The sequence below is a fragment of the Sinomicrobium oceani genome (genome assembly GCF_900119185.1).
GTDB lineage: Bacteria > Bacteroidota > Bacteroidia > Flavobacteriales > Flavobacteriaceae > Sinomicrobium > Sinomicrobium oceani.
The window spans coordinates 1-19284 of the sequence record NZ_FPJE01000002.1 but is presented as its reverse complement, the minus strand read 5'-3'; the positions used below and the strand labels follow the sequence as shown (position 1 = coordinate 19284).

24 protein-coding genes are annotated in these 19284 nt (G+C 43.0%); 9 read left to right on the top strand and 15 right to left on the bottom strand.

All coding sequences use genetic code 11. The annotated features are described in order from the left end of the window. Window positions 1–13 precede the first annotated feature (13 nt). On the top strand, window positions 14–1081 hold the full coding sequence (gene corA, locus BT112_RS01645; protein WP_072315592.1) for a magnesium/cobalt transporter CorA: 1068 nt from the start codon (window positions 14–16) through the stop codon (window positions 1079–1081). A gap of 8 nt (window positions 1082–1089) precedes the next feature. Here the strand turns inward: corA and BT112_RS01640 are convergent, their stop codons facing one another. Then, complete coding sequence (locus BT112_RS01640) at window positions 1090–1497, bottom strand: glyoxalase (RefSeq protein WP_072315590.1); 408 nt, start codon at window positions 1495–1497, stop codon at window positions 1090–1092. Between the two features lie 266 nt (window positions 1498–1763). Between BT112_RS01640 and BT112_RS01635 the strand changes: the two genes are divergently transcribed. After that, on the top strand, window positions 1764–2447 hold the full coding sequence (locus tag BT112_RS01635) for a hypothetical protein (RefSeq protein WP_072315893.1): 684 nt from the start codon (window positions 1764–1766) through the stop codon (window positions 2445–2447). Here BT112_RS01635 and BT112_RS01630 read toward each other — a convergent pair whose 3' ends face one another. The 8 genes from BT112_RS01630 to BT112_RS01590 all read right to left on the bottom strand — a co-directional run bounded on the left by BT112_RS01630 (window position 2448) and on the right by BT112_RS01590 (window position 8299). Next, on the bottom strand, window positions 2448–2939 hold the full coding sequence (locus BT112_RS01630) for a GNAT family N-acetyltransferase (protein ID WP_072315588.1): 492 nt from the start codon (window positions 2937–2939) through the stop codon (window positions 2448–2450). Window positions 2940–3035: 96 nt separating this feature from the next. After that, a complete protein-coding gene (locus BT112_RS01625) occupies window positions 3036–3482 on the bottom strand; it encodes a hypothetical protein (RefSeq protein ID WP_072315586.1) in 447 nt (148 codons plus the stop codon). 74 nt (window positions 3483–3556) lie between these two features. Beyond that, the gene (locus BT112_RS01620) at window positions 3557–4051 is read right to left on the bottom strand and encodes a GyrI-like domain-containing protein (RefSeq protein ID WP_072315584.1); all 495 of its coding nucleotides are present in this window, start codon (window positions 4049–4051) and stop codon (window positions 3557–3559) included. Window positions 4052–4338: 287 nt separating this feature from the next. Further along, window positions 4339–4920 carry a methyltransferase family protein gene (locus BT112_RS01615; RefSeq protein WP_072315582.1) on the bottom strand — a complete coding sequence of 194 codons (582 nt, stop codon included), beginning with the start codon at window positions 4918–4920 and terminating at the stop codon, window positions 4339–4341. 124 nt (window positions 4921–5044) lie between these two features. Further along, a complete protein-coding gene (locus tag BT112_RS01610; protein ID WP_217652313.1) occupies window positions 5045–5275 on the bottom strand; it encodes a helix-turn-helix domain-containing protein in 231 nt (76 codons plus the stop codon). Window positions 5276–5763: 488 nt separating this feature from the next. Further along, entirely contained in the window at window positions 5764–6477 is a 714-nt protein-coding gene (locus BT112_RS01600; protein WP_083564726.1) for a YqjF family protein, read from the bottom strand. Window positions 6478–6551: 74 nt separating this feature from the next. Beyond that, on the bottom strand, window positions 6552–8012 hold the full coding sequence (locus BT112_RS01595; RefSeq protein ID WP_083564725.1) for a carboxylesterase family protein: 1461 nt from the start codon (window positions 8010–8012) through the stop codon (window positions 6552–6554). Next, a complete protein-coding gene (locus BT112_RS01590) occupies window positions 7973–8299 on the bottom strand; it encodes a winged helix-turn-helix transcriptional regulator (protein ID WP_072315577.1) in 327 nt (108 codons plus the stop codon). The genes BT112_RS01595 and BT112_RS01590 overlap by 40 nt, the downstream gene beginning before the upstream one ends. 146 nt (window positions 8300–8445) lie before the next feature. On the opposite strand from BT112_RS01590, the gene BT112_RS01585 reads away from it, so the two are divergent. Continuing rightward, window positions 8446–9261: a DNA alkylation repair protein gene (locus BT112_RS01585; RefSeq protein ID WP_072315576.1), complete on the top strand. Its 816-nt coding sequence runs from the start codon at window positions 8446–8448 to the stop codon at window positions 9259–9261. A 234-nt stretch (window positions 9262–9495) separates the two neighbouring features. Here BT112_RS01585 and BT112_RS01580 read toward each other — a convergent pair whose 3' ends face one another. After that, window positions 9496–10413, bottom strand: a complete 918-nt coding sequence (locus tag BT112_RS01580; RefSeq protein ID WP_139275938.1) for an IS982 family transposase — start codon at window positions 10411–10413, stop codon at window positions 9496–9498. 118 nt (window positions 10414–10531) lie between these two features. On the opposite strand from BT112_RS01580, the gene BT112_RS01575 reads away from it, so the two are divergent. The 4 genes from BT112_RS01575 (at window position 10532) to BT112_RS01560 (ending at window position 13509) form a co-directional block, all read left to right on the top strand. Further along, window positions 10532–11332, top strand: a complete 801-nt coding sequence (locus BT112_RS01575; RefSeq protein WP_072315574.1) for a matrixin family metalloprotease — start codon at window positions 10532–10534, stop codon at window positions 11330–11332. A 68-nt stretch (window positions 11333–11400) separates the two neighbouring features. Beyond that, window positions 11401–12345: a hypothetical protein gene (locus BT112_RS01570; protein WP_072315572.1), complete on the top strand. Its 945-nt coding sequence runs from the start codon at window positions 11401–11403 to the stop codon at window positions 12343–12345. 74 nt (window positions 12346–12419) lie between these two features. Continuing rightward, the gene (gene map / locus BT112_RS01565; RefSeq protein ID WP_072315571.1) at window positions 12420–13184 is read left to right on the top strand and encodes a type I methionyl aminopeptidase; all 765 of its coding nucleotides are present in this window, start codon (window positions 12420–12422) and stop codon (window positions 13182–13184) included. A 34-nt stretch (window positions 13185–13218) separates the two neighbouring features. Further along, complete coding sequence (locus BT112_RS01560; protein ID WP_072315570.1) at window positions 13219–13509, top strand: YciI family protein; 291 nt, start codon at window positions 13219–13221, stop codon at window positions 13507–13509. 109 nt (window positions 13510–13618) lie between these two features. Here BT112_RS01560 and BT112_RS01555 read toward each other — a convergent pair whose 3' ends face one another. The 4 genes from BT112_RS01555 to BT112_RS01540 all read right to left on the bottom strand — a co-directional run bounded on the left by BT112_RS01555 (window position 13619) and on the right by BT112_RS01540 (window position 16822). Beyond that, window positions 13619–14407 (bottom strand): DJ-1/PfpI family protein, encoded by a 789-nt coding sequence (locus BT112_RS01555; RefSeq protein ID WP_072315569.1) that lies wholly within the window; start codon window positions 14405–14407, stop codon window positions 13619–13621. Window positions 14408–14412: 5 nt separating this feature from the next. Continuing rightward, the gene (locus BT112_RS01550) at window positions 14413–14856 is read right to left on the bottom strand and encodes a carboxymuconolactone decarboxylase family protein (RefSeq protein ID WP_072315567.1); all 444 of its coding nucleotides are present in this window, start codon (window positions 14854–14856) and stop codon (window positions 14413–14415) included. A 66-nt stretch (window positions 14857–14922) separates the two neighbouring features. Further along, window positions 14923–15495 (bottom strand): Crp/Fnr family transcriptional regulator, encoded by a 573-nt coding sequence (locus BT112_RS01545; RefSeq protein WP_072315566.1) that lies wholly within the window; start codon window positions 15493–15495, stop codon window positions 14923–14925. Window positions 15496–15682: 187 nt separating this feature from the next. Continuing rightward, entirely contained in the window at window positions 15683–16822 is a 1140-nt protein-coding gene (locus BT112_RS01540; protein ID WP_072315564.1) for an alkaline phosphatase, read from the bottom strand. Window positions 16823–17798: 976 nt separating this feature from the next. Between BT112_RS01540 and BT112_RS01530 the strand changes: the two genes are divergently transcribed. Both BT112_RS01530 and BT112_RS01525 read left to right on the top strand, forming a co-directional pair. After that, complete coding sequence (locus BT112_RS01530) at window positions 17799–18257, top strand: VOC family protein (RefSeq protein WP_072315561.1); 459 nt, start codon at window positions 17799–17801, stop codon at window positions 18255–18257. A gap of 359 nt (window positions 18258–18616) precedes the next feature. Next, the gene (locus BT112_RS01525; protein WP_072315559.1) at window positions 18617–18979 is read left to right on the top strand and encodes a hypothetical protein; all 363 of its coding nucleotides are present in this window, start codon (window positions 18617–18619) and stop codon (window positions 18977–18979) included. Here BT112_RS01525 and BT112_RS01520 read toward each other — a convergent pair. Continuing rightward, window positions 18965–19284, bottom strand: a 320-nt coding sequence (locus BT112_RS01520; protein ID WP_139275936.1) for a transposase, incomplete at its 5' end; no start/stop codon positions are given. The genes BT112_RS01525 and BT112_RS01520 overlap by 15 nt on opposite strands.

Below are 19284 nucleotides of genomic sequence, written 5' to 3'. Positions count from 1 at the left end.
GCTTCACTGTTTTATGAAGAAAAAAACAAGGCCCAGAAAGAGACGCAGAAAGAATTTAGGTTCCGTTCCCGGTACCATGACATACACAGGGAGTAAAACCGAACAGGAGTTTTATATCGAAGTGATTGATTTTTCGAAAGAACAGTGTTCCCGGACGGTATATAACGATGTCAAAGATGTATTTCGCTATGCGGAAGAGGAAAATACCACCTGGATCAACGTCAATGGCCTTCATAATGTGGAAGCTATAGAGGCCCTGGGAAAATATTACAAATGGCATCCCCTGGTCATGGAAGATATCGTGGATACCTTTCAGCGCCCGAAGATCGATGAGTTCGAAGATTACCTCTTTGTCGTGTTTAAAATGATTTATTACGATGAAGAAAGACTGGTTACCGAGCATCTGAGTTTATTGATGGGACAGGGGTATGTGGTGACCTTCCAGGAGTCGAAGACCGATGTGTTTGACGATCTGCGTAAACGCATAGAGGAAAACCGGGGTCGCGTTCGTGGGGAAAAGTCTGATTATCTCCTTTTTGTCCTGCTCGATGCCGTTGTTGACCATTATTTCCTGGTCATAGAAAACCTCGGTGACAAGATCGAAGACCTGGAGGATATTTTATTTGAAGAGAACGACGTGGATATATCCAAGGATATTCTCAATCTCAAAAAGGAAATACTGCGCATCAAACGATCCGTGTTCCCTGCCAGAGAGATCATTAACCGGATAGAGAAAACCGATTTCAGCCTCATTGAGGAACATACGCGCAACTATTATCGGGATCTGTATGACCACACCATACAGGTAGTGGAATATGTCGAAGTGTACCGTGAAATGATCCTCAGTCTTATGGAAATGTACATGGGGACCATAAGCAACAAGATGAACAATGTGATGAAGGTGCTCACGGTCATCGCTACCACATTTATCCCCCTGACCTTTATAGCGGGAATTTACGGTATGAATTTCGACAATATGCCTGAACTCCACGGGAAGTACAATTATTTTGTACTCATGGGAATCATGTTGGTGATTTTTATTGCGATGCTTCTCTTTTTCAAGAAGAAGAAATGGTTGTAAAAATGACGTCAGACGGCTACGCTTATGTCCAGTAGCTGTACACAGTCTTTGATGGTTTCTATGACAATGTTCATCATACGTTTGTTCAGGGCCGAAGAGTTTTCTATATATTCCAGATATTCCCCTACGGTAAACTGGCCGATGATCATTCCTTTGAGAGAGTTCCGGAACTTAATGTCTTTATGGATGGCATTGTCGATATATACCAGCCGTTTCTCCAGGGTAAGGGTGTAGAAAACCCCTTTGTGCTTGTTTGCGTAATTCCGGAAGGCCTCTACGAGAAGCTCCCGTTGCAGTTTGATAACCGGACGGATCGTGACGTTCTGGAAACGCTCTTCCGAACTCATATTATCATAAACGATGGCGTTGGGAACTTCCGGACGGATACGAAGCAAATTCTTTGTTCTGGTGTCCATAATAGTAGTTTTCTTAAAAATAATTATATATAGCAGGATAAAGGGCAGAAGCCGCGCATAGTTGTTAACGATCTTATAAACAACAGGAGTGTCCGGGAAACAGTTGCTGCTAAAAGTTAAGTGCTATCCGCTTATTTTAACAGACAGGCCGTCCGTATATGAGATTGTTTGTTTATTTTTGAATCACGGTCGTCCGCAGATCGTAAAAAAGACCTTATTTTGTGTTTTTGAATGCAATAGGGCATGAAATTTGTTATAACCGGGATATGAGACTATTTATCGTACTACTTATTATAGTTACAGGTTTTTCTGCCGGGCTGTATGCCCAGGGAGAGCTTCCGACCAAATCGATCCCGATAAAGGCAGAGACGAAGACATTGCCTAAAACGAACACATCAGATAATAATACGTCCATACTCAATGTTCCTGATTTTACACCATCCCCGCTAAACAGCCGGTACACCGGCAACAAAACTTTTGATCTTTCGACCACGGAGAACGAGAACTTCATGCAGAAAGAGCAATTTATGAACAACGGCACGAAATACGAAAAGCAATTGAACAGGAAATCAGGCCAGGGAGAAGATTACGGTGGTAATTACAAGACTACGGGCTACCTCGGCGACTTCAAGACCAATTCCAAGTTCGTCAGGCTGGCATGTCGGGACCATCAGTATGTCGATGGCGATCGGGTACGTATTTATCTCAACGACAGTATTGTCGTTTACGACGTCGTTCTGGAAGCCGGTTTCAAAGGTTTCGATATTCCGCTGCAGAAAGGGTTCAACAAAATAGAGTTTCAGGCTCTCAACCAGGGGTCTTCCGGTCCCAATACGGCAGAACTCCGGGTGTACAACGACAGGGGAGAACTGGTCTCTGCCAACGAATGGCTCCTCAATACGGGAGGAAAGGCTACCATGATCGTTGTAAAGGACGATGAGGAGATGTAATCAGAGTTCTTTCTGGTAGGCTACCACATCGAGAATTTTCCCGAACTTTTCACCGACATTTTTAAAGCAGGCGCATCGGGTATAACCGCACTTTTCAAAAAGTGATATACTCGCTGTATTATCCCCGGTGATAATTCCTAAGAGATTTTTAAGGCCGTTGACCACGGCCCGTTCTTCGAGATAATTCATGGCTTTTCTGCCTATTCCTTTTCCCGACATTTCCGGTTTCAGATAGAGCGTGACTTCGGCTGTACGGTTATAGGCCTGTCTTTTCTTATAAGGGGTCATGTATAGATACCCTGCTATTTCATCGTCGGCATAAATAAGGGCTGCGATGTATAAGGGGTGACCTGTATATATAAATTCTTTCAGTTCGGTTATGGTAACGGGTTCCGTATGAAAAGTAGCCGTTGAGTGGGCGATATACCAGTCGTATATCTTTTTGATTTCAGGAAAATCTTCTTGCTGTAATTCCCGGAATGTAATTTTCATTGACGTATAGTGATAATAGCGGTATAACCAGAATATAAGCTAAAGACTCATCGTCTTGAAGTACTTTTCGATAATCATTAGTTGGTCACGATGAGATCAGTCGTTACGGTACAGATCCGGATGTACGGAGACTTCCTCGATAAATTCACCCTTCTTATCGTAATAGCGATAATCCATCGTCACTTTTTTCTTCCGGAGCGGTTCCAGCCCGGGATTGTTCTTTACATTCTCGAGGATGACAGGACGGACGTATTTGTTTATCGTATCCGCATTGATTTCAGAAATTTCGGTATCAGGCAGAGTGTAGTAATATACGATCCCCGAACTGCCCGAGGCAGCAACGCTGTCCAGGCGTGTCATTTCATCGACCCTCATCGGGGTCTGCTTGTTCATTTCCTTTACAATTTCTATCAGTTCGGCATCGGTATTGTGATCACCGAAATAATTCCGTGATACCAAGAAAGCAAGGACAAAGGCGATAACGAAGGCCATGACAAAAACGATAATGCCCTTGGTTTTTCCTGATTTGTTATTTTGTTCCATAAAGAGTATTCAACGATAAAAAACAGTTCCGGCGGTTTTCCGGTTGCCGGATGTCTCGCAAAATTATGGAATTTTTACACAGCAACATCCTTATTTCTTACCGGGATCCACAGTTCTTCTTCCGAATCGGGATGCTCGGTTCTGTATTTGGCTCCCATAAGTGCAAAATGCGGGCGGTTATCGAGTGTATATACGGAACCCGGTATCCATGTTCCGTATATAAATTTGTATGCTTCGGAAGCTCCGCTGCCTTTACCTCTATAAGGGAAAACTGCATACAAACCGCCTGGGATGATCAGTTTTTCCATTTCAAAAGGAATGGTAATATGATCACTGACTTCTACTGCAGCCCACTTTTCGAAAATCTTGTTGGGGTCAAATTTTTCAAAAAAACCGGCATCACTATACACTTCTACAGAATAGAGGCTGGTATTGATGTTGTTTTTTATCTCTCTTCGTTTAGGTATAAAATCACGCCATAATTCACCGGTCTTGTTTTCCGTGAAAGACATGCTTACCTTTTTGCCTATGAGTTTGGTTTCCTGTAATTCTTTGATCTTGGGCGTCATAAATGTTTTTTGGATTAGTAAGGCTTTCTATACCTTATCGTTTAAAATGTAAAGGAATCTGTTTGCGGACAAAACAGGGACAACCATCCGGCTTGCATCTTTTCCTCAACCCTTATTCCCTGTTTTGCCCGGTACTATACGATGAATTTTTCCATGGTGTCAGGAAAATATTTTTCCATTCACAGGCGGTCATATCTATCCTACTTCCTATAAAGATAATAAATACAAATTCTTCAGAAATCAAAATTTAAGAAGAATATTCTGTGAAATTTGTTATCTGGTGGTAATCACCAGATAAAAGGGATGAGTTTATAGGTTCTTTTACGGTAGTCGAGATAAGAATCGCCGAAAATATTACACAGAAGCTTTTCTTCCTTATCGATTTTCCCGAAGAGGCCCAGGGTATAGAGCACCGTCACAATTATTCCCGAAAGGCTCCCCATAACCAGGCATGTGCCGATAACACCCGTAATAAAACCGGTATATATAGGATGCCTGACCAAAGCATAAGGTCCGGAGTCTATGAGCTCATGTCCTTTTTTGGCAGAAACTCCGCCACTCCAGTTCCATCCGAGCAGTAATCTGGACCAGATGGCAATAAAGACCCCTGAAATACAGAGTATGAGGCCGATAATTTCCACGACGGCATTCCGGGATATGACGATACGCCCGATGCCTTTGGTTGTCCACAATGGAAGGTATAATGCGGCAAATACGATGACAAAGCCCATAAAGGCTGAAATTTTTTCCCTGAAGGTGAGAGGGCGGACATTTTCTTTGGTTTTATTGCCATACCATATCCAGGTGAGAGAAAACATGATCCAGCAGCTTATGGTAACGTAGGTAAAGGTATTCGGTTGGATATTCACGGTGTTTCAGATTTGATTAACAGCAACTAAAAATACAACTATTTTGACGGAGTACCCGGATTATTTTTTACGGATTTCCTTTCTTTTTGAAGTGGAACAAGAGCTGGTCCTGGAAATCGCTGATTTACAGCCCGAAATCGAACAGTTCCTTTTCCGGAATTTTAAGCGCCTTGGCAATAGCATGGATTGTGGAAATGGTAGCGTTGGTCTGTGCATGCTCTATCTTAAAGACCTGTGAATACTCCACACCTGCGTCATGGGCAAGCTTTTCCATAGACAGTCCTTTTTCCTTACGGATCCTTCTGAGGTTTCTGCCAAAGGCATCAAGGTATGTTTGGTTTCTGATCGTACTCACCTTTGCAATTTGCGCTATAAAATCAAGAATAGTTATAGCGTATAAGCTATATTTTATTATCTTAGCAGCATATTAAAACGAATTCCCCACGGCTTTTATGTACAACATCAGGATATTTTTGTCCTAAAAGAACAATGTATCGTTCCGCAGGACCTGTATGGGTCGTACGGATGTAAACTTCCTACCCCAGGGTTTACCAGAAAGTAATTATCGATGATGCGGAACGCAATAATTTCGGAGTTTTTACTGTTAACGGATTTAACCTTGTTGTTATGTTAAAGTATAATCAGAAGAATACCCAGAACGAGCCTTATTTGCAGACACAGAGCGAATGGAAAACCAGATGCTTTACCTGTTTTCTATTGGGCATCATCGCAGGATGTATCATTATAGCCATTGTATTTGTAATTTTCGCTCCGGAACTTTTCGGATTTTCCTTTTTTTCTGAGGAGGTATAGCGGTATTGCATTAGCTGCCAGGCCGCCTGGTTATTTCGGATCGTCCCAGGCAATGACCTGTACACCCGTACTGTAATGCATGAGATGAGGAGCTCCGGAGAGCAGGCCGGAAAACCGAGGATAATGTATTGTGGTCTCTTTGGTATGCAAGTGGTATAGAGGCCATGGAATATGATGGATTTCAAAAGCACTGATGCCCGAAGAAGTGTCCTGAAAGAGGGCGTATCGCTCGGTCAGCCAAAGGTCGAGTGCTGTTTTTTTGCTCACAGCAGTACCGGCATTGTAGTTCAGTGTCATGGTGTCGCCATATTTTTGGTTTACCGAGGTGTAGACTCCTTCAATTCTTGTCATACGGGAATACCGGTAGGGTAAGGAAGACAGGTTTCTCGCCAGAAAACAGGAGAGTTGTTTTCCACCTTCGATACTCAGAAAATACACCCCGCTTTTACCTTTATATTTTACATAGGTGCGGATATTGATCTCGTGAAAATCGGATACAGGCGGAAATGGTGGTAAACCGGAAGGCCTGATTTTTTCCATGGTAAACGCAACAACGGAAACCCAGGCTTTACCTTCGTAAAGATCTAATTCCAAAGAGGAAGGAAGCCATTTTCTCAGCACTTCCGGAGCCACACACCAGTGAAGGAATACAGCTTTATTCCATTCCTGATAGTATTTCCAGGATCTATCGGGAAGGTTCCAGGGGCGGTGGGTTGTATGTTGAAGTATTTCTTTAATAGTCATAGGCTAAAATATTCAGGATGCTATGAAGTAAACATGATGTTTCTGCCTTCTCCCCGTACTTTTTATAAATAATCTTATGCTTTAGTATTGTTTTTTTGATGGAGGCTGTTGTGCTGATTTCCCGGATATTTCACGAGACGGTATGCGATCAGTCCCGGGATCTCACTTTTTTCCTCCAGTGTTCCGGTACGTGCGAATTCAGTCCATATTTTCCTGATTTTTTTCCCGGCCTCTTTTATTGCCCCGGGTGTCTTTTCCTTTCCGAAGGCCGATCGCTCCCATGATGTTTCAGTGCTGAAGAGCAGGGCTATATCTGTAATATGTGCTGCTTTGACCATGTTGGAATCACTTCCCCAGCTTATGCGATAACTGTACACATTGCCGTTGTGAGCTGCAAGAAGCCTGCCCAGCGCCAATGCAGGTTTACGGTATATCCGGTCGGTCGTTTTTTTTATCAGCCATTCCAGTATGGCTTTTCCGGTCAGTGGTATTCCGGGTAACGACTGTAATACAGGGGAGAAGGGAACGAACAGTGAGGTTTCCCGATCGGTCCAGCCTATCATAACGTCCCATTTTCCGGCCCTTTCCTTCCATATAGTATCCGCGTCTTTTTCCAGGGGCAGCGGAGCCTGTCCGTATTGTATACCAAAGGGCATACCGCCCTTGAGTCCGAAGCGTTTCATAGACAGGATCAGTTGTGTCTGCATATCCAGTATGTTACGGATACCGGTAGTTTTGGGCAGTGTCATGGCTTTTCGGGTCATAGCGCGGATCATGGCTGTTTTACCTTTACGGATTCCCAGTGGAGCACTTTGGATAATAACCCGCCGAAAGAGATGGTCTACGCCCTCAGCCAGCATGAGATGCGCAATAGCATCGCCTCCGGCAGACTGCCCGAAAAGCGTAATGTTTTCCGGGTCTCCTCCGAAAGCTGTAATGTGTTTTTTTGTCCATTGCAGCGCAGCGATGATATCGAACAATCCCAGGTTGGCCGGGATATCCCGATATCCTCCCAGAAAGCCGAGTATACCCAGCCGATAATTGATATTGACGACAATAACCCGGTTTTCCCGGACCAGCAATGCCGGATCGTAAATGGGAGCGTCTCCGGCCCCTGAGGTGTATGAGCCGCCATATATCCATACCATAACAGGCCATCCCCCTTCGGGAGCAGGAGTATCGGGCATAGTGATGGAAAGGTGATGGCAGTTTTCATCTGTTTTCAGTCCTTCCATCATATCCTGTCCGAGCAGTGCACTCGATTTTCCGGATGGATTTTGCGGACACGCGGGCGACCATTGTGTTGCCGGGTAAGGAACTTCCGGCAATACGGTCTCCCGGGGTCTTTCGTACCGTTTTGCTATGGCATAAGGTATTCCGGTAGCCCTTATGACATGGTGGTCCTTCCACCCCTTAATACTCCCTATTTCCGTAAAAAAAAGAGGGGTATGATCCTGTTGTTGATCCGGATGCATAGGTGTCATAGCTGTTTTGGTTAATCGTGGAGTTGTTTCCCCCATTCGTTGAGCTCCCATAATATTTTTACCAGGTTTTCTCCCTTCGGGGTAAGAGTGTATTCCACACGGGGAGGAAGTTCGTTATAAGCTGTTTTTATCAGCAAACCGTCGGTCACCATTTCGGAGAGTTGCTGGCTGAGTACCCGGCGATCTGCTTTGCCTATACTGCGTAAAAACTCACTGGGCCGTTTTTCACCCTTTCCGATCTGCCAGATGATAGCAATTTTCCATTTTCCGCTAATGGCCCGGACCGCTTTTTCGAGGGGGCAATTTTTTTCTTCTGTCGTCAGCTCCTTGGTTTCCATAATATTGACTTTTTTACCCGGTAGGGATTTTTTTATGCGCTATTGCCCATGAGTGATGAGATGCATAAGTTTGTGCGAATCGAACCTTAAAAGTAGGTATATTTTGATAATTACTACAGTCTGTCGTGGTAAAACTATGATTAAATATGACAATGGAAGATATCCTGAACCGCAAGGGTGCCCGTAGGGCTGCAGACGTGCCGGAAGCCGTGTTGCAATTGCTTAACGAAGGAGCCATACCCTCTGTAAATCTTACCGAATGGTTGCTGATTGACCATGTAAAACTGCTTACCCGAAATTTTCGGGTACTCGGCCTGGAGGAAACCTGGCTGGAGACTGTCATTACAGCTATAAAAACGGCCGTGAAGCCTTCCGCGATGAGTACCATAAAACTCATCGGAACGTCCTTGCCCAGAGCTTGTACATATCCCGAAAAACATGTGGAGTTACTACAGGCCCTGATAAGTCATCCCTCCGATAGTATCCGCTGTTATGCCCCCTACCTTATTGCGGCCCATGAAAAATGGACGCTACGTGAAAAGCTGGAGCAGGCACTTCCCCTGGTAGCAGACCCGAATTTCGGGGTCCGGGAAGTGGTATGGATGGCTTTGCGCCCCGATGTTGCGGCCCAACTGGAAAACGGGATCGGGATACTGGAAAGCTGGACTTCACATACCGATGCCAATATCAGGAGATTTACCACGGAGATTATCAGACCAAGGGGTGTCTGGTGCAAACATATTAATGTGTTGAAGGAAAAACCGGAGATGGCCTTACCCATACTGGAAGCATTAAAATCCGATCCGTCGCGTTACGTACAGGATAGTGTAGCGAACTGGCTGAATGATGCCGCCAAATCGCAACCGGTTTTTGTAAAGCTTTTGGGCGATCGGTGGCTCAAAGAAAGCGGCGGTAAAGAAACCAGGTACATTGTAAAAAGAGCTTTGCGCAGTATAGCGTAACGTACAGGTATATCTATATTTTTTTAGGACACTCATGATGTTTTCCCTGTTTTTGTTGCTACAAAGACTTGTTTTTAAGATTTTTTTAGGTTTTTGTTAAGAAATATGTATATTTGTTAGGGTAAGGAAATTCGTATGTGAATCTCTAAATAAGCATAGGATGTCAGGACTTACCTTACAAGCCTCTACCTCACCATATTTTATTTTTTAACCTAAATCTAACGTGAGTTCGATTTAAGCCACTAATCTTTTATCGATAACTTCCAGGTTTAAAGCTGGTTTTTTATCAAAGAAAGAATAAGCTACCAATCCGGAAAGCAGGTTGGTTATAAAATTTTCAAAACTTCTGTGCCTAGTGTGTTCCACTTGACACTGGTTTTTGAGTTCATCATTTACCGTTTCAATTAACGCCCGTTTTCTAAGCATAATCCTGTCCTGTAAAAGCATCAGACAATTTTTCATATTCTTTCGGATTTTGGTCACTAAATGCACCCCATCGATAAAGAGTTGTTCAAACAAATCCTTGCCGATATAGCCCTTATCGCCATATATTTTACCAAAAATGCGTTTGTGAAAGTTATGATTTTTTAAGGGGTCGCGATCATCCACATTCCCTTGAGTAAGCATAAAATCAAGAATTTCTCCTTTGTCATTAATAATTAAATGCAGCTTAATCCCGAAAGCTTTCGGGACAAAGAACCATCCCAAAGAACATTGTCCCTTGGCGGCAGTACCCTTAAATACCTTATGTTGTTTTTCCCGTTTGTTGTGGCACACCCGTAAAGGTGTGGAATCTATAAATGAAATCCCTGTACAATCACCTAAACAACAGGTTTTTAAAAAGAGTGCTAAAGGAAGGACGGATTGTTGTTGTAATTCTATAAAACGGTTATAAGATACCGTTTGTGGAAAGTCCTTTTTCATATGGACTTGCACATAATAAAGATAAAAATGCTTCAGGTTGCGGAACTGCTTATAGTGGAATAATACCATAATAGTCATGACTTCGCTATCGGACAGCTTGCTAGTTCGTTTCCTGGTTTTTATACCTGTATCTTCCACAAGACGGTGTTTCTGGGTTACTTTTTCAAATTCTTTGCAAAATTCATCGATAACATAAAAAATTTCGGTAATTTTATCTGTAGAAATCATAAGCAGAAAGTTTAGTTATATAGTTAAAATTCAACACTTTAATTTACTCAATTTTCTGCTTTTTCTTTCTATAAAACTTACTTTTCTTATATCGAACTCACGTTAAATCTATATTATTATGAAAATGCAAAACCTATTTGTATGGATGCTTATGGTACCCCTTATTTTTGCCTCTTGCTCCAAAGAGGAGATAAACGAAGCCGAGGACCTGAACGGTCAGCAGGAGACCAGGGAATTTACGGCAGAAGAGCTTGCTTCCATGCGGGTATGTAAAGATGTGTACCCGGAAGGGGTAACACCACGTGCTGCCGCCGTAAGTTCCAAGGTATGGCAAAACGGACAGACCCTGAAGGTGAAATTTATAGGGGGGTCCCAGTATGTCAGAAACAAGGTCATGCAATATGCCAACGAATGGTCCGATTACGCCAATATTACTTTCCAGTTCGTAACCAGTGGTACGGCCGATATACGGGTGAGTTTTATGTCCGGTCAGGGATCTTATTCCTATATCGGTACCGATGCCAACCTGATTTCGCAGAACTCCGAGACTATGAATTTCGGTTGGTTCGACAGCAATACTTCCGATTCCGAATTCAGTCGGACTACCATTCACGAATTCGGTCATGCACTGGGGCTTATCCATGAGCACCAGCACCCTGAAGTTACTATTCCATGGGATAAACCGGCAGTATATGCATACTATGCCGGTCCGCCGAACTACTGGTCTCAGTCGCAGGTAGACAACAACCTGTTTGCTACCTATTCTACCTGGGAAACACAATTCAGCGATTACGATCCGCAGTCGATCATGCATTACGCAGTAGATAATTCCCTGACTATCGGTAATTTTTCGGTAGGCTGGAACACCATTTTATCCAATACCGACAAACAGTTTATCGGTGAACTGTATCCTTTTTAGGAAACAGTATTCCAAATAACTTTCACAAAGGAGAGCTATCATGTGTGCAGTTACCTGACGCTGTACACATGATATTTTTTATTCACAAGGCTGTTTTCCGCATGAAACACTATCTCAACTTTATTACATTTATGGTGATGATGTCCGGTACTTTTACCGGGTTGTCACAGCAATTTCCTGAGGAAGACCTAAGTATTTCTCCTTCTATACAATACGGGCAGGAATCGTTGCGCTGGTCTGTCGCAGGAGATACGGACGGACAAAACCCTAACATTCTCTCCGAACTGATCTGGAAAAAGTTACAGGGAGTACGGGCGGGGCTGACGATACGAAAAAGACTATCCGGAAGATTTTCGGTACAGGCCGATATGTCGTACATGGGCATCGCATCGGGCGGGGTAAGCGATACTGATTACAGGGCAGATAACAGGCAGGATATCTCCTATGAAGAGCGATTGCGATCGGACAAGGGGTATGTGCTTTCTTTCGATGCCGTGGTGCAATATGACGTGTATCGTGTATTTCCCATGGTTGTGACCACTTTTGTAGGGTTTACCAACAGCTACCAACACCTGTTTATGCTGGATAATGCTGAAGCCCTTGTAGAAGGTAAAACATTAAAAACCACATATACGCCGCATTGGTATGGCGCTACGGCAGGAGGACGTTTTACGTTTTATGTTGGAAAAACAGTTTTCTGTCTGGAATTCAGCGGTGATCTGATGCGTTATGCTGCCAGGGCCAACTGGAATCTACGTGAAGAATTCGCACATCCGGTAAGTTTTAAACACCGGGCTACGGGTTATGGTGTTAACGGTGCACTCCGTATAGCGTATCCGCTATGGACGAATGTGCATATTACCTTCAATGCGGGTATGGCTTATGCCGATACCGGGGACGGAGAGGACAAGACCTTCTACGCAAATGGTAAGCAGGTCTATACGATGCTCAATGGTGTAGTGCGACGTTCTTACCACGCCGGGATAGGACTGAAAATCGACTTGCCTTATTAGTTGTCTGAGCTATGGATAGTACCCGGTTAAATTTTTTGTTTATACTTTTGTAGTAAACATAAAAAGGAATTTCAATGTCTATTTCCAAAGAATCCGAATTGACCGGAATGCAGGAGGTCAGTAATGCTGTGGCTTATACCCTGAAAAAAATGACCGACTATGCCCGTCCGGGAATGACTACCCGGGAGCTCGATGAGTATGGTGCAGGGGTACTTTCCGGGTTCGGCGCAAAATCTGCTCCGTACCTAACTTACGGTTTTCCGGGACATACCTGTATTAGCGTGGGAGGAGAATTTTGTCACGGTATTCCTTCGGCAAAGCGTGTACTCCGGGAAGGAGACCTGGTCAATATAGACGTTTCCGCAGAGCTCAACGGATATTGGTCCGATAACGGCGGATCTTTTGTGCTTGGAAAAGACATCCATAAGCATCAGGACCTCGTAGATGCTTCCAAAGCCATCCTTAAAAAAGCCATCGATAATATCCGAGGGGGAGTCCGTATATCGGATATAGGCTATCTTATGGAATCCGAAGCAGGAAAGAGGGGATATAAGGTCGTAAAGAATCTCGGAGGGCATGGAGTAGGAAGAAGCCTGCATGAAGAACCGACAGACCTGCTGAACTACAAGAACAAATACGACCGGAGACGATTCCGTAAAAACTCGGTGATTGCTCTGGAAACTTTTATTACGACGACCTCTACCTATGCCGATACACTACAGGATGGTTGGACCATGGTGGGTAACAAAGGCGGTTTTATGGCCCAGCACGAACATACCATGGTCATTACCGGGGGCAAGCCTGTGATCCTTACGGAATGTAACGGGATATTCAATTAAAGATCCGGAATAATTATCGCTTAAAATGTATACTATGTTTATCGTAAACCTTACCTACAAAGCTTCTTTTGATATTGTAGAACCTCATCTGGAAGCGCATATGGCTTTTGTGAACAAACAGTACGAAAGCGGAATTTTCCTCGCGTCGGGTAAAAAGATACCACGTACGGGCGGGGTAATATTATCAGGTGTAGAAAACAGGGAGACGCTGAACAATATCATGATGCAGGACCCTTTTATACTGCACGGTGTAGCCGATTTTGAGATTACGGAGTTTGTAATCAGCAGGGTGAGTGAACACCTAAAAACCACCTTTTCATTGTAATATTTCCTTCAGAAAAAAACGGGGAAGAGGTTCGCATCAGGTGCTTATTTGCAATACGCCCCGTTAATTCCCCTCTAAGGGGTATTGCAAATGAGCACCGATTTATGTATTAGTTTTTCCAATGCTGCAGCCTGTCGAGATATAAATGGGCCTCTACAGATTTCCTGTGTTCCTTGTCCGTGAGTTTTTCCAGCAGTTCCAGGGAAGAGATATAGGAAGCCAGGTTGCCGTTGGAAGATAAAAACTTTCCGTCTTCTACGTAGCTCACTTCCGAATCATCCTGGACCAGCAGGTTGGGGTAATTCTTTTGCAGATCATTACCGCCCCCTATCCAGGTCACTATTTTTTTACCATCCGCAATACCCGTTGCCCCGAGAAGCGATGCACCGGCACAGTTGCTTACCGTATAATCCGTGTTCGTATTCTGCTTCGTAATAAATTCCAGTAATTTTGTGTCTTTGACTTTAGCAGTCATATCATAGGCACTGGGTACAATGACAACGTCCAGCATCGGCGCGTTGCTATAGATGTAGTCGGGAAACATTTTCAAACCTTCTTCGCAGGTTATCATATCATAGCTTTCTCCAATGGTAATCACATTAAATAATGGTTTACCTGTTTGCGAATTTTTAGAGAACACATCGAGCGGGGCGGTAACTTCGGTCATTAAAACATCGCTGTACATGAGTATCCCTATCGTCGGCAGGTACGGATTTAACGGTTTTAACTTTTGAGGTGCTTCCGTTACAGGATCATTTGTAGTCTTGTCGTCGGCACTGCTATTGGCCAGGTCACTTTGTCCGGATTGTTGCATAGCAGCATTTTCCGGCTTTTTTTCATTACAACTCCCTAAAAGGATGGTGCATAAAATAATGGCTACTGTTAAATTTTTATTCATAATGTTCAGTGTATAATGGGTTTATGGGTACTTATAGCTATCCTGTTCCAGACATTAATCATCGTTACGGCCATAATAATTTGTGCCAGGTAAGTTTCCGAAAAAAGATTAATAGCCCGGTTATAGGTGTTATCCGTAAGCCCGCTCTGATGAATAAAAGTAATTTCTTCCGTTATGGATAAAATAACATTTTCTTCTTCAGAGAACAGATCTGTCTCTCTCCAGGCGTTCAAAATAAATATCCGCTCCTGTGTTTCACCGTATTTCAAAGCATCTTTGGTATGCATGGCAATACAAAATGCACAACCGTTAATTTGCGAAGCCCTTATTTTTATAAGTTCCTTATGCGTGGTGGAAAGTTCGCTTATTTTAGACATATGTCCTTCAAGGGCTATTATGGCCTTATACGCTTCCGGTTGTAGTTTGTCTATCTGAATCCTTGGCTCCATAATGATTTGATTTTCAATTCATGGAACAAAGATATGTGTAATGTCTGTGAATAAAATTGAACTGGTTCAAGAAGTGCTTTTCCGCCTTAATTTGCTGACGTATTCCGGCGATAGTCCCAGGAAGGTGGCTACCAGGTATTGCGGAACACTCTGTACAAAATCGGGGAAAGCATCCCTGAACTTAAAGTAAATTTCCTCTTTGGAATAATCAAAAATATATTTCATCCGCATTAAAGCGGCACCATAGGCAATCTGGTAAATCGTTCTGAAATACGTCTCCATTTGGGGAAATCGTTTTAGCAATTCTTCCTGTTTTGGCCCGCTGATTCGGAGAACGTCCGAAGGTTCTACTGCCTGGATATAAAACTCCGAAACCGTTTTGTGCTGAAAGGCCAGATAATCTGTTATCCACCAATCCTTGATGGCAAACTGTATTGTTTGCTCCGCTCCTCTGTCATTGATAAAGTACATATGCATACAACCATTAATAACAAAGTAGTGGTCCAGAGTTTTATCTCCCGCCCGGTAAATGATATCCTTTTTTCGTAACGAAACCCGTTCAAAATAAGAAGCGACCGCTTCAAATTCGGCGTCATTCAGGTCAATGAATTTACAAATATGGTCATATAGTTCTTTCATCTTAAAAGGAAGATTTACAGGGTTGGTGGCAATTTAAAAGCAGTAAATTACCTGAAATACTCCATGTGTCGCCCGTTACACACGGGCATCCATTGTTTTTTATAGTTGTAATGTTTATGGTACCCGTCTGGTGCTTGTTTGCAACGAGTACCTGTTGTCTTCTGCATTTGCAATGCTTATAAACCGACTACCTACCCAAAACCTGTCTGATCTTGTGATAGATCTGGTGGTTGTCATAAATACCCCGAAAAACTTCAGATCCTGGTCCGTAAGCAAATACCGGTACCATTGCCCCGGTATGCCCGCCTGTGGTAAAGGCCCCGTCGAGTTCATTGTAGTTGCCATCTTTACTACGGAGCGAATAACCTCCAGTCTCGTGATCTGCCGTAATGACAATCAGCGTATTGCCGTCTTTTTCCGCAAAGTCCAGCGCTTTGCCGATAGCTTTGTCAAAATCAATCATTTCAGTAATAATGTATTCCGAATCGTTATTGTGTCCGCCCCAGTCGATCTGTGATCCTTCTACCACGAGGAAGAACCCTTTGTCCGATTCGTTTTGCAGGTAACGGATGGATGGCGCTATGGATCGTGGCAAAATATCATCACGGCCTTTAAGGATAGGTTCCGGCTGATTGTCTGCGATAAAATAGCCTACCTTACCGGAGGTTGTCCCTAATTCGTCAAGGGAACGGATAAAGGAAAACCCTTTACCTTCCAGTTCTTTGGTGATGTTCCGGTTATCAAAAGGTTTCCTTTTAGAGTCTACACGGTTTTCAAAATACTTTTTCCCGCCACCGATAAAGAGGTTCACCGGAGCATTGACCATATCCGCCGCGATTTCGTTTTCCATACTTCTTTTCAGCTGGTGGGCAAAAAAGCTGGCCGGGGTGGCGTGCGTAATAGCGCAGGTAGCAATAAGCCCGGTGGAATAACCGTCGTTGCCCAGAAGTTCCAGCAGTGTTTCTTTCGGTTTCCCGTCCTTGTCTACACCAATGGCGCCATTATATGTTTTTTCGCCTATGGAAAAAGCGGTGGCCCCCGCGGCGGAATCCGTAATCAGGTCCGAAGAAGAACTGGTTTTGCTGAAACCTATATTGGTAATCCGTTCAACGTGGAGTGATTTATTCCGGTATATCGCGCTGGAAACCTGGGTAACCCCCATGCCATCCCCGATCATCAGGATTACATTTTTGGGGCGTTTCCCGGTTTGGTTTATGCTGATTTCCGCATTTTCCAGGTCGGTCTTCACCGTCGGGCTTACATTAATGCTGCAAGCGGAAATGATAAAAAGCACGGTAAGTGCACTTAATCTGGTCAGTAATTTCATTGTTATCGTGTTAAATTAGGATTTTAGAATAATAGCTGTTTGCATATCAGTTCTCAAATTTAGCAATCATAAAGGATTATACCCGTTTCCGGGCTTTATATTTCTGGGGTATTTTGTGGAGGGGGTGTTACAAACCTTGCATACGGTAAAGAGGTATTGTTTGCAAATGAGCGCCAGTGGAAGGGGTATCGCAAATGCTGTTTACGGTAAGGAGACTCGTTGCAAATGGGTACTAAAGTGATAGGACTATAATTTCTTTTTGTAGAAGAACAGTATGTTTATTGTCCCCAATGCAGTTAACAAAACTATTGCTATATTGATCTTGATATTGTAGAAAAAAGAGAAGAAAGGTCTGACATAATTGGCATCTACCGACCAGAAAAGAAAGAAGCCTGCTAAGAAACCAATTACCTGCCAAAACCAACGGGTCTTATACCATTTCACAGTTAAAAAAGGCGCTGCTAAACCTATGATATATGGAATATAATAATAAGCTTTATTAAATAGGAATCTTCTGCTATGAAATATGTTAGGTTCTGCATTAAATTCGAAAAAATGCTCATCTTTAAATACCAAATAAAATAACCCCAATGATCTTATTACTGACAGTATGCAATATACCGTTAAAATAATGCAGATAACTTTTATTGCTACTTTTTGCAATGTAGACATAAGGTGTGGCAGCTAAATAGTGGTATATAAATTATTTATTGTTTTCCATAGGTAGCATCTCATAAACTGTGTAAATAAGAAATATCGAGGGTCATGACCCTCGATATTTTTTTATTAATCTTGCCTGTTGTGTTTTTTCACGTATATGAAGTTGGTTGGGGGTAGTTCATTGAATTGACTCTAAATATAAAGGTTTTTTCTTATTTGATAATTCAGGGAAGAAGTTGTATTTATTCTTTTAATTATCTTTATTCCCTTTTCCATGGAATACTAATGTAAAACCATCCTGTAAAATCTATTATTTATGAAAAAACCATTATTGCTCCTCACTTCATTTTGTTTTTTATTATCCTTTCAACTCAGCGCCCAGGAAGCAAAGCCCAGGGCCGTTATTAACCATATTGCCGTGTACGTCAAAGATCTGGGCAACAGCACACATTTTTACAGGGACATTATCGGGTTAGATACCATACCAGAACCTTTTCATGACGGTAAACACACCTGGTTTAGCATAGGTTCCAATGCGCATTTGCATTTAATACAAGGTGCGAAGGCCGTTACGGAGCATGAAAAAAACAGTCACCTTTGTTTTTCCGTCCCGTCTGTCCCCGATTTTATTGAAGTTCTGGATGAAAACAACATTGCCTACGAAAGCTGGACAGGCGAAAAACAAACGGTTACCGACCGGGTAGATGGCGTAAAACAGATTTACATCACCGACCCGGATGGATACTGGGTAGAAGTCAATGATGCCAAGGACTAAACTGTGGGGGTAAAGAGTTGATCGGGATATCAGGCTCAGGCAATACGGTAAACGCATTTGCAATGCTCCGCAAAAAACTCAAAAACGCCCAAAGCCCCATGCCAAGGGGCTTTGGGCTTATCATAATCTATGGCTCAAACCTCAAAACTTCAGCCATCCTGAGTTTTTATTTTTGTGTGCCTGGCACTCCTTTGCAATAAATATCTGCTGTTTATGGTGCTTTTTTCTTGTTAAATATATTAATTTCTTGTTTATACTTAATGTTTTAGAAAGATTATCCTTTCTTGTAAAAGATAATTAATGTTTTTTACGCTAAATTCATAATTCCTACTTAAGGACAGGTCAGCAAAAGAATAAAAGTGGGGGGGAGTTTTGTATACGAATATTCGTCCGGCACTACTTTCAGAAAAGAAGACAATACTTTTAAAGAAACAGGAGAGGTAAGTGCAAACAACTATACCATTGCCGCTGAAGGAAATTACCTTTATTTAAACCATACGAAATTTCAATTGTATTCCGGAATCGGTGCCGGGGTATCCTTTGCAAAGGAGAAATACAACCCCAATGAACCTTCATCCGGATCTGATGATGATTCGCTTTCCCATTTTAATTTTCACCTGAATGCCATAGGACTGAGGTATGGTAATAAACTCGGGGTTTTTGCCGAAGCAGGTTTTGGATATAAGGGTATAATAAGGGTCTGTAAATTAAACTCTGTCTGATTGTTCTCCCCTTCGGGGGGTACCCCCCGAAGGGGAGGCCGCTAAATCCAAGGGAATCCGGTTCCCAAATTTAATGTATAATTGCTGGATGGTCAAACTCCAATTTTGCAAGGGGCTGGTCCATTTCTTCTCGATATTTTTGGTGGCCAGGTACACCAGCTTTAGCAAGGCCATATCGTTGGTAAAGGCTCCTTTGGTCTTGGTCACCTTACGCACCTGGCGGTGGAAGCCCTCTACGGCATTGGTGGTGTAAATGATCTTGCGAATCGGTTCGGTGTACTCAAAATACTGTGAAAGTTCTTCCC

What these genes read in the sequence shown, in the direction of transcription:
- BT112_RS01620 (WP_072315584.1), bottom strand. Translation starts at nt 4,051, where the DNA reads ATGACGCCCAAGATCAAAGAATTACAGGAAACCAAACTCATAGGCAAA.
- BT112_RS01545 (WP_072315566.1), bottom strand. Translation starts at nt 15,495, where the DNA reads ATGAAAGAACTATATGACCATATTTGTAAATTCATTGACCTGAATGAC.
- corA (WP_072315592.1), top strand. Translation starts at nt 14, where the DNA reads ATGAAGAAAAAAACAAGGCCCAGAAAGAGACGCAGAAAGAATTTAGGT.
- BT112_RS01625 (WP_072315586.1), bottom strand. Translation starts at nt 3,482, where the DNA reads ATGGAACAAAATAACAAATCAGGAAAAACCAAGGGCATTATCGTTTTT.
- BT112_RS01560 (WP_072315570.1), top strand. Translation starts at nt 13,219, where the DNA reads ATGTTTATCGTAAACCTTACCTACAAAGCTTCTTTTGATATTGTAGAA.
- BT112_RS01575 (WP_072315574.1), top strand. Translation starts at nt 10,532, where the DNA reads ATGAAAATGCAAAACCTATTTGTATGGATGCTTATGGTACCCCTTATT.
- BT112_RS01590 (WP_072315577.1), bottom strand. Translation starts at nt 8,299, where the DNA reads ATGGAAACCAAGGAGCTGACGACAGAAGAAAAAAATTGCCCCCTCGAA.
- BT112_RS01585 (WP_072315576.1), top strand. Translation starts at nt 8,446, where the DNA reads ATGACAATGGAAGATATCCTGAACCGCAAGGGTGCCCGTAGGGCTGCA.
- BT112_RS01595 (WP_083564725.1), bottom strand. Translation starts at nt 8,012, where the DNA reads ATGGGAGCTCAACGAATGGGGGAAACAACTCCACGATTAACCAAAACA.
- BT112_RS01580 (WP_139275938.1), bottom strand. Translation starts at nt 10,413, where the DNA reads ATGATTTCTACAGATAAAATTACCGAAATTTTTTATGTTATCGATGAA.
- BT112_RS01600 (WP_083564726.1), bottom strand. Translation starts at nt 6,477, where the DNA reads ATGACTATTAAAGAAATACTTCAACATACAACCCACCGCCCCTGGAAC.
- BT112_RS01570 (WP_072315572.1), top strand. Translation starts at nt 11,401, where the DNA reads ATGATATTTTTTATTCACAAGGCTGTTTTCCGCATGAAACACTATCTC.
- BT112_RS01530 (WP_072315561.1), top strand. Translation starts at nt 17,799, where the DNA reads ATGAAAAAACCATTATTGCTCCTCACTTCATTTTGTTTTTTATTATCC.
- map (WP_072315571.1), top strand. Translation starts at nt 12,420, where the DNA reads ATGTCTATTTCCAAAGAATCCGAATTGACCGGAATGCAGGAGGTCAGT.
- BT112_RS01640 (WP_072315590.1), bottom strand. Translation starts at nt 1,497, where the DNA reads ATGGACACCAGAACAAAGAATTTGCTTCGTATCCGTCCGGAAGTTCCC.
- BT112_RS01630 (WP_072315588.1), bottom strand. Translation starts at nt 2,939, where the DNA reads ATGAAAATTACATTCCGGGAATTACAGCAAGAAGATTTTCCTGAAATC.
- BT112_RS01555 (WP_072315569.1), bottom strand. Translation starts at nt 14,407, where the DNA reads ATGAATAAAAATTTAACAGTAGCCATTATTTTATGCACCATCCTTTTA.
- BT112_RS01635 (WP_072315893.1), top strand. Translation starts at nt 1,764, where the DNA reads ATGAGACTATTTATCGTACTACTTATTATAGTTACAGGTTTTTCTGCC.
- BT112_RS01540 (WP_072315564.1), bottom strand. Translation starts at nt 16,822, where the DNA reads ATGAAATTACTGACCAGATTAAGTGCACTTACCGTGCTTTTTATCATT.
- BT112_RS01550 (WP_072315567.1), bottom strand. Translation starts at nt 14,856, where the DNA reads ATGGAGCCAAGGATTCAGATAGACAAACTACAACCGGAAGCGTATAAG.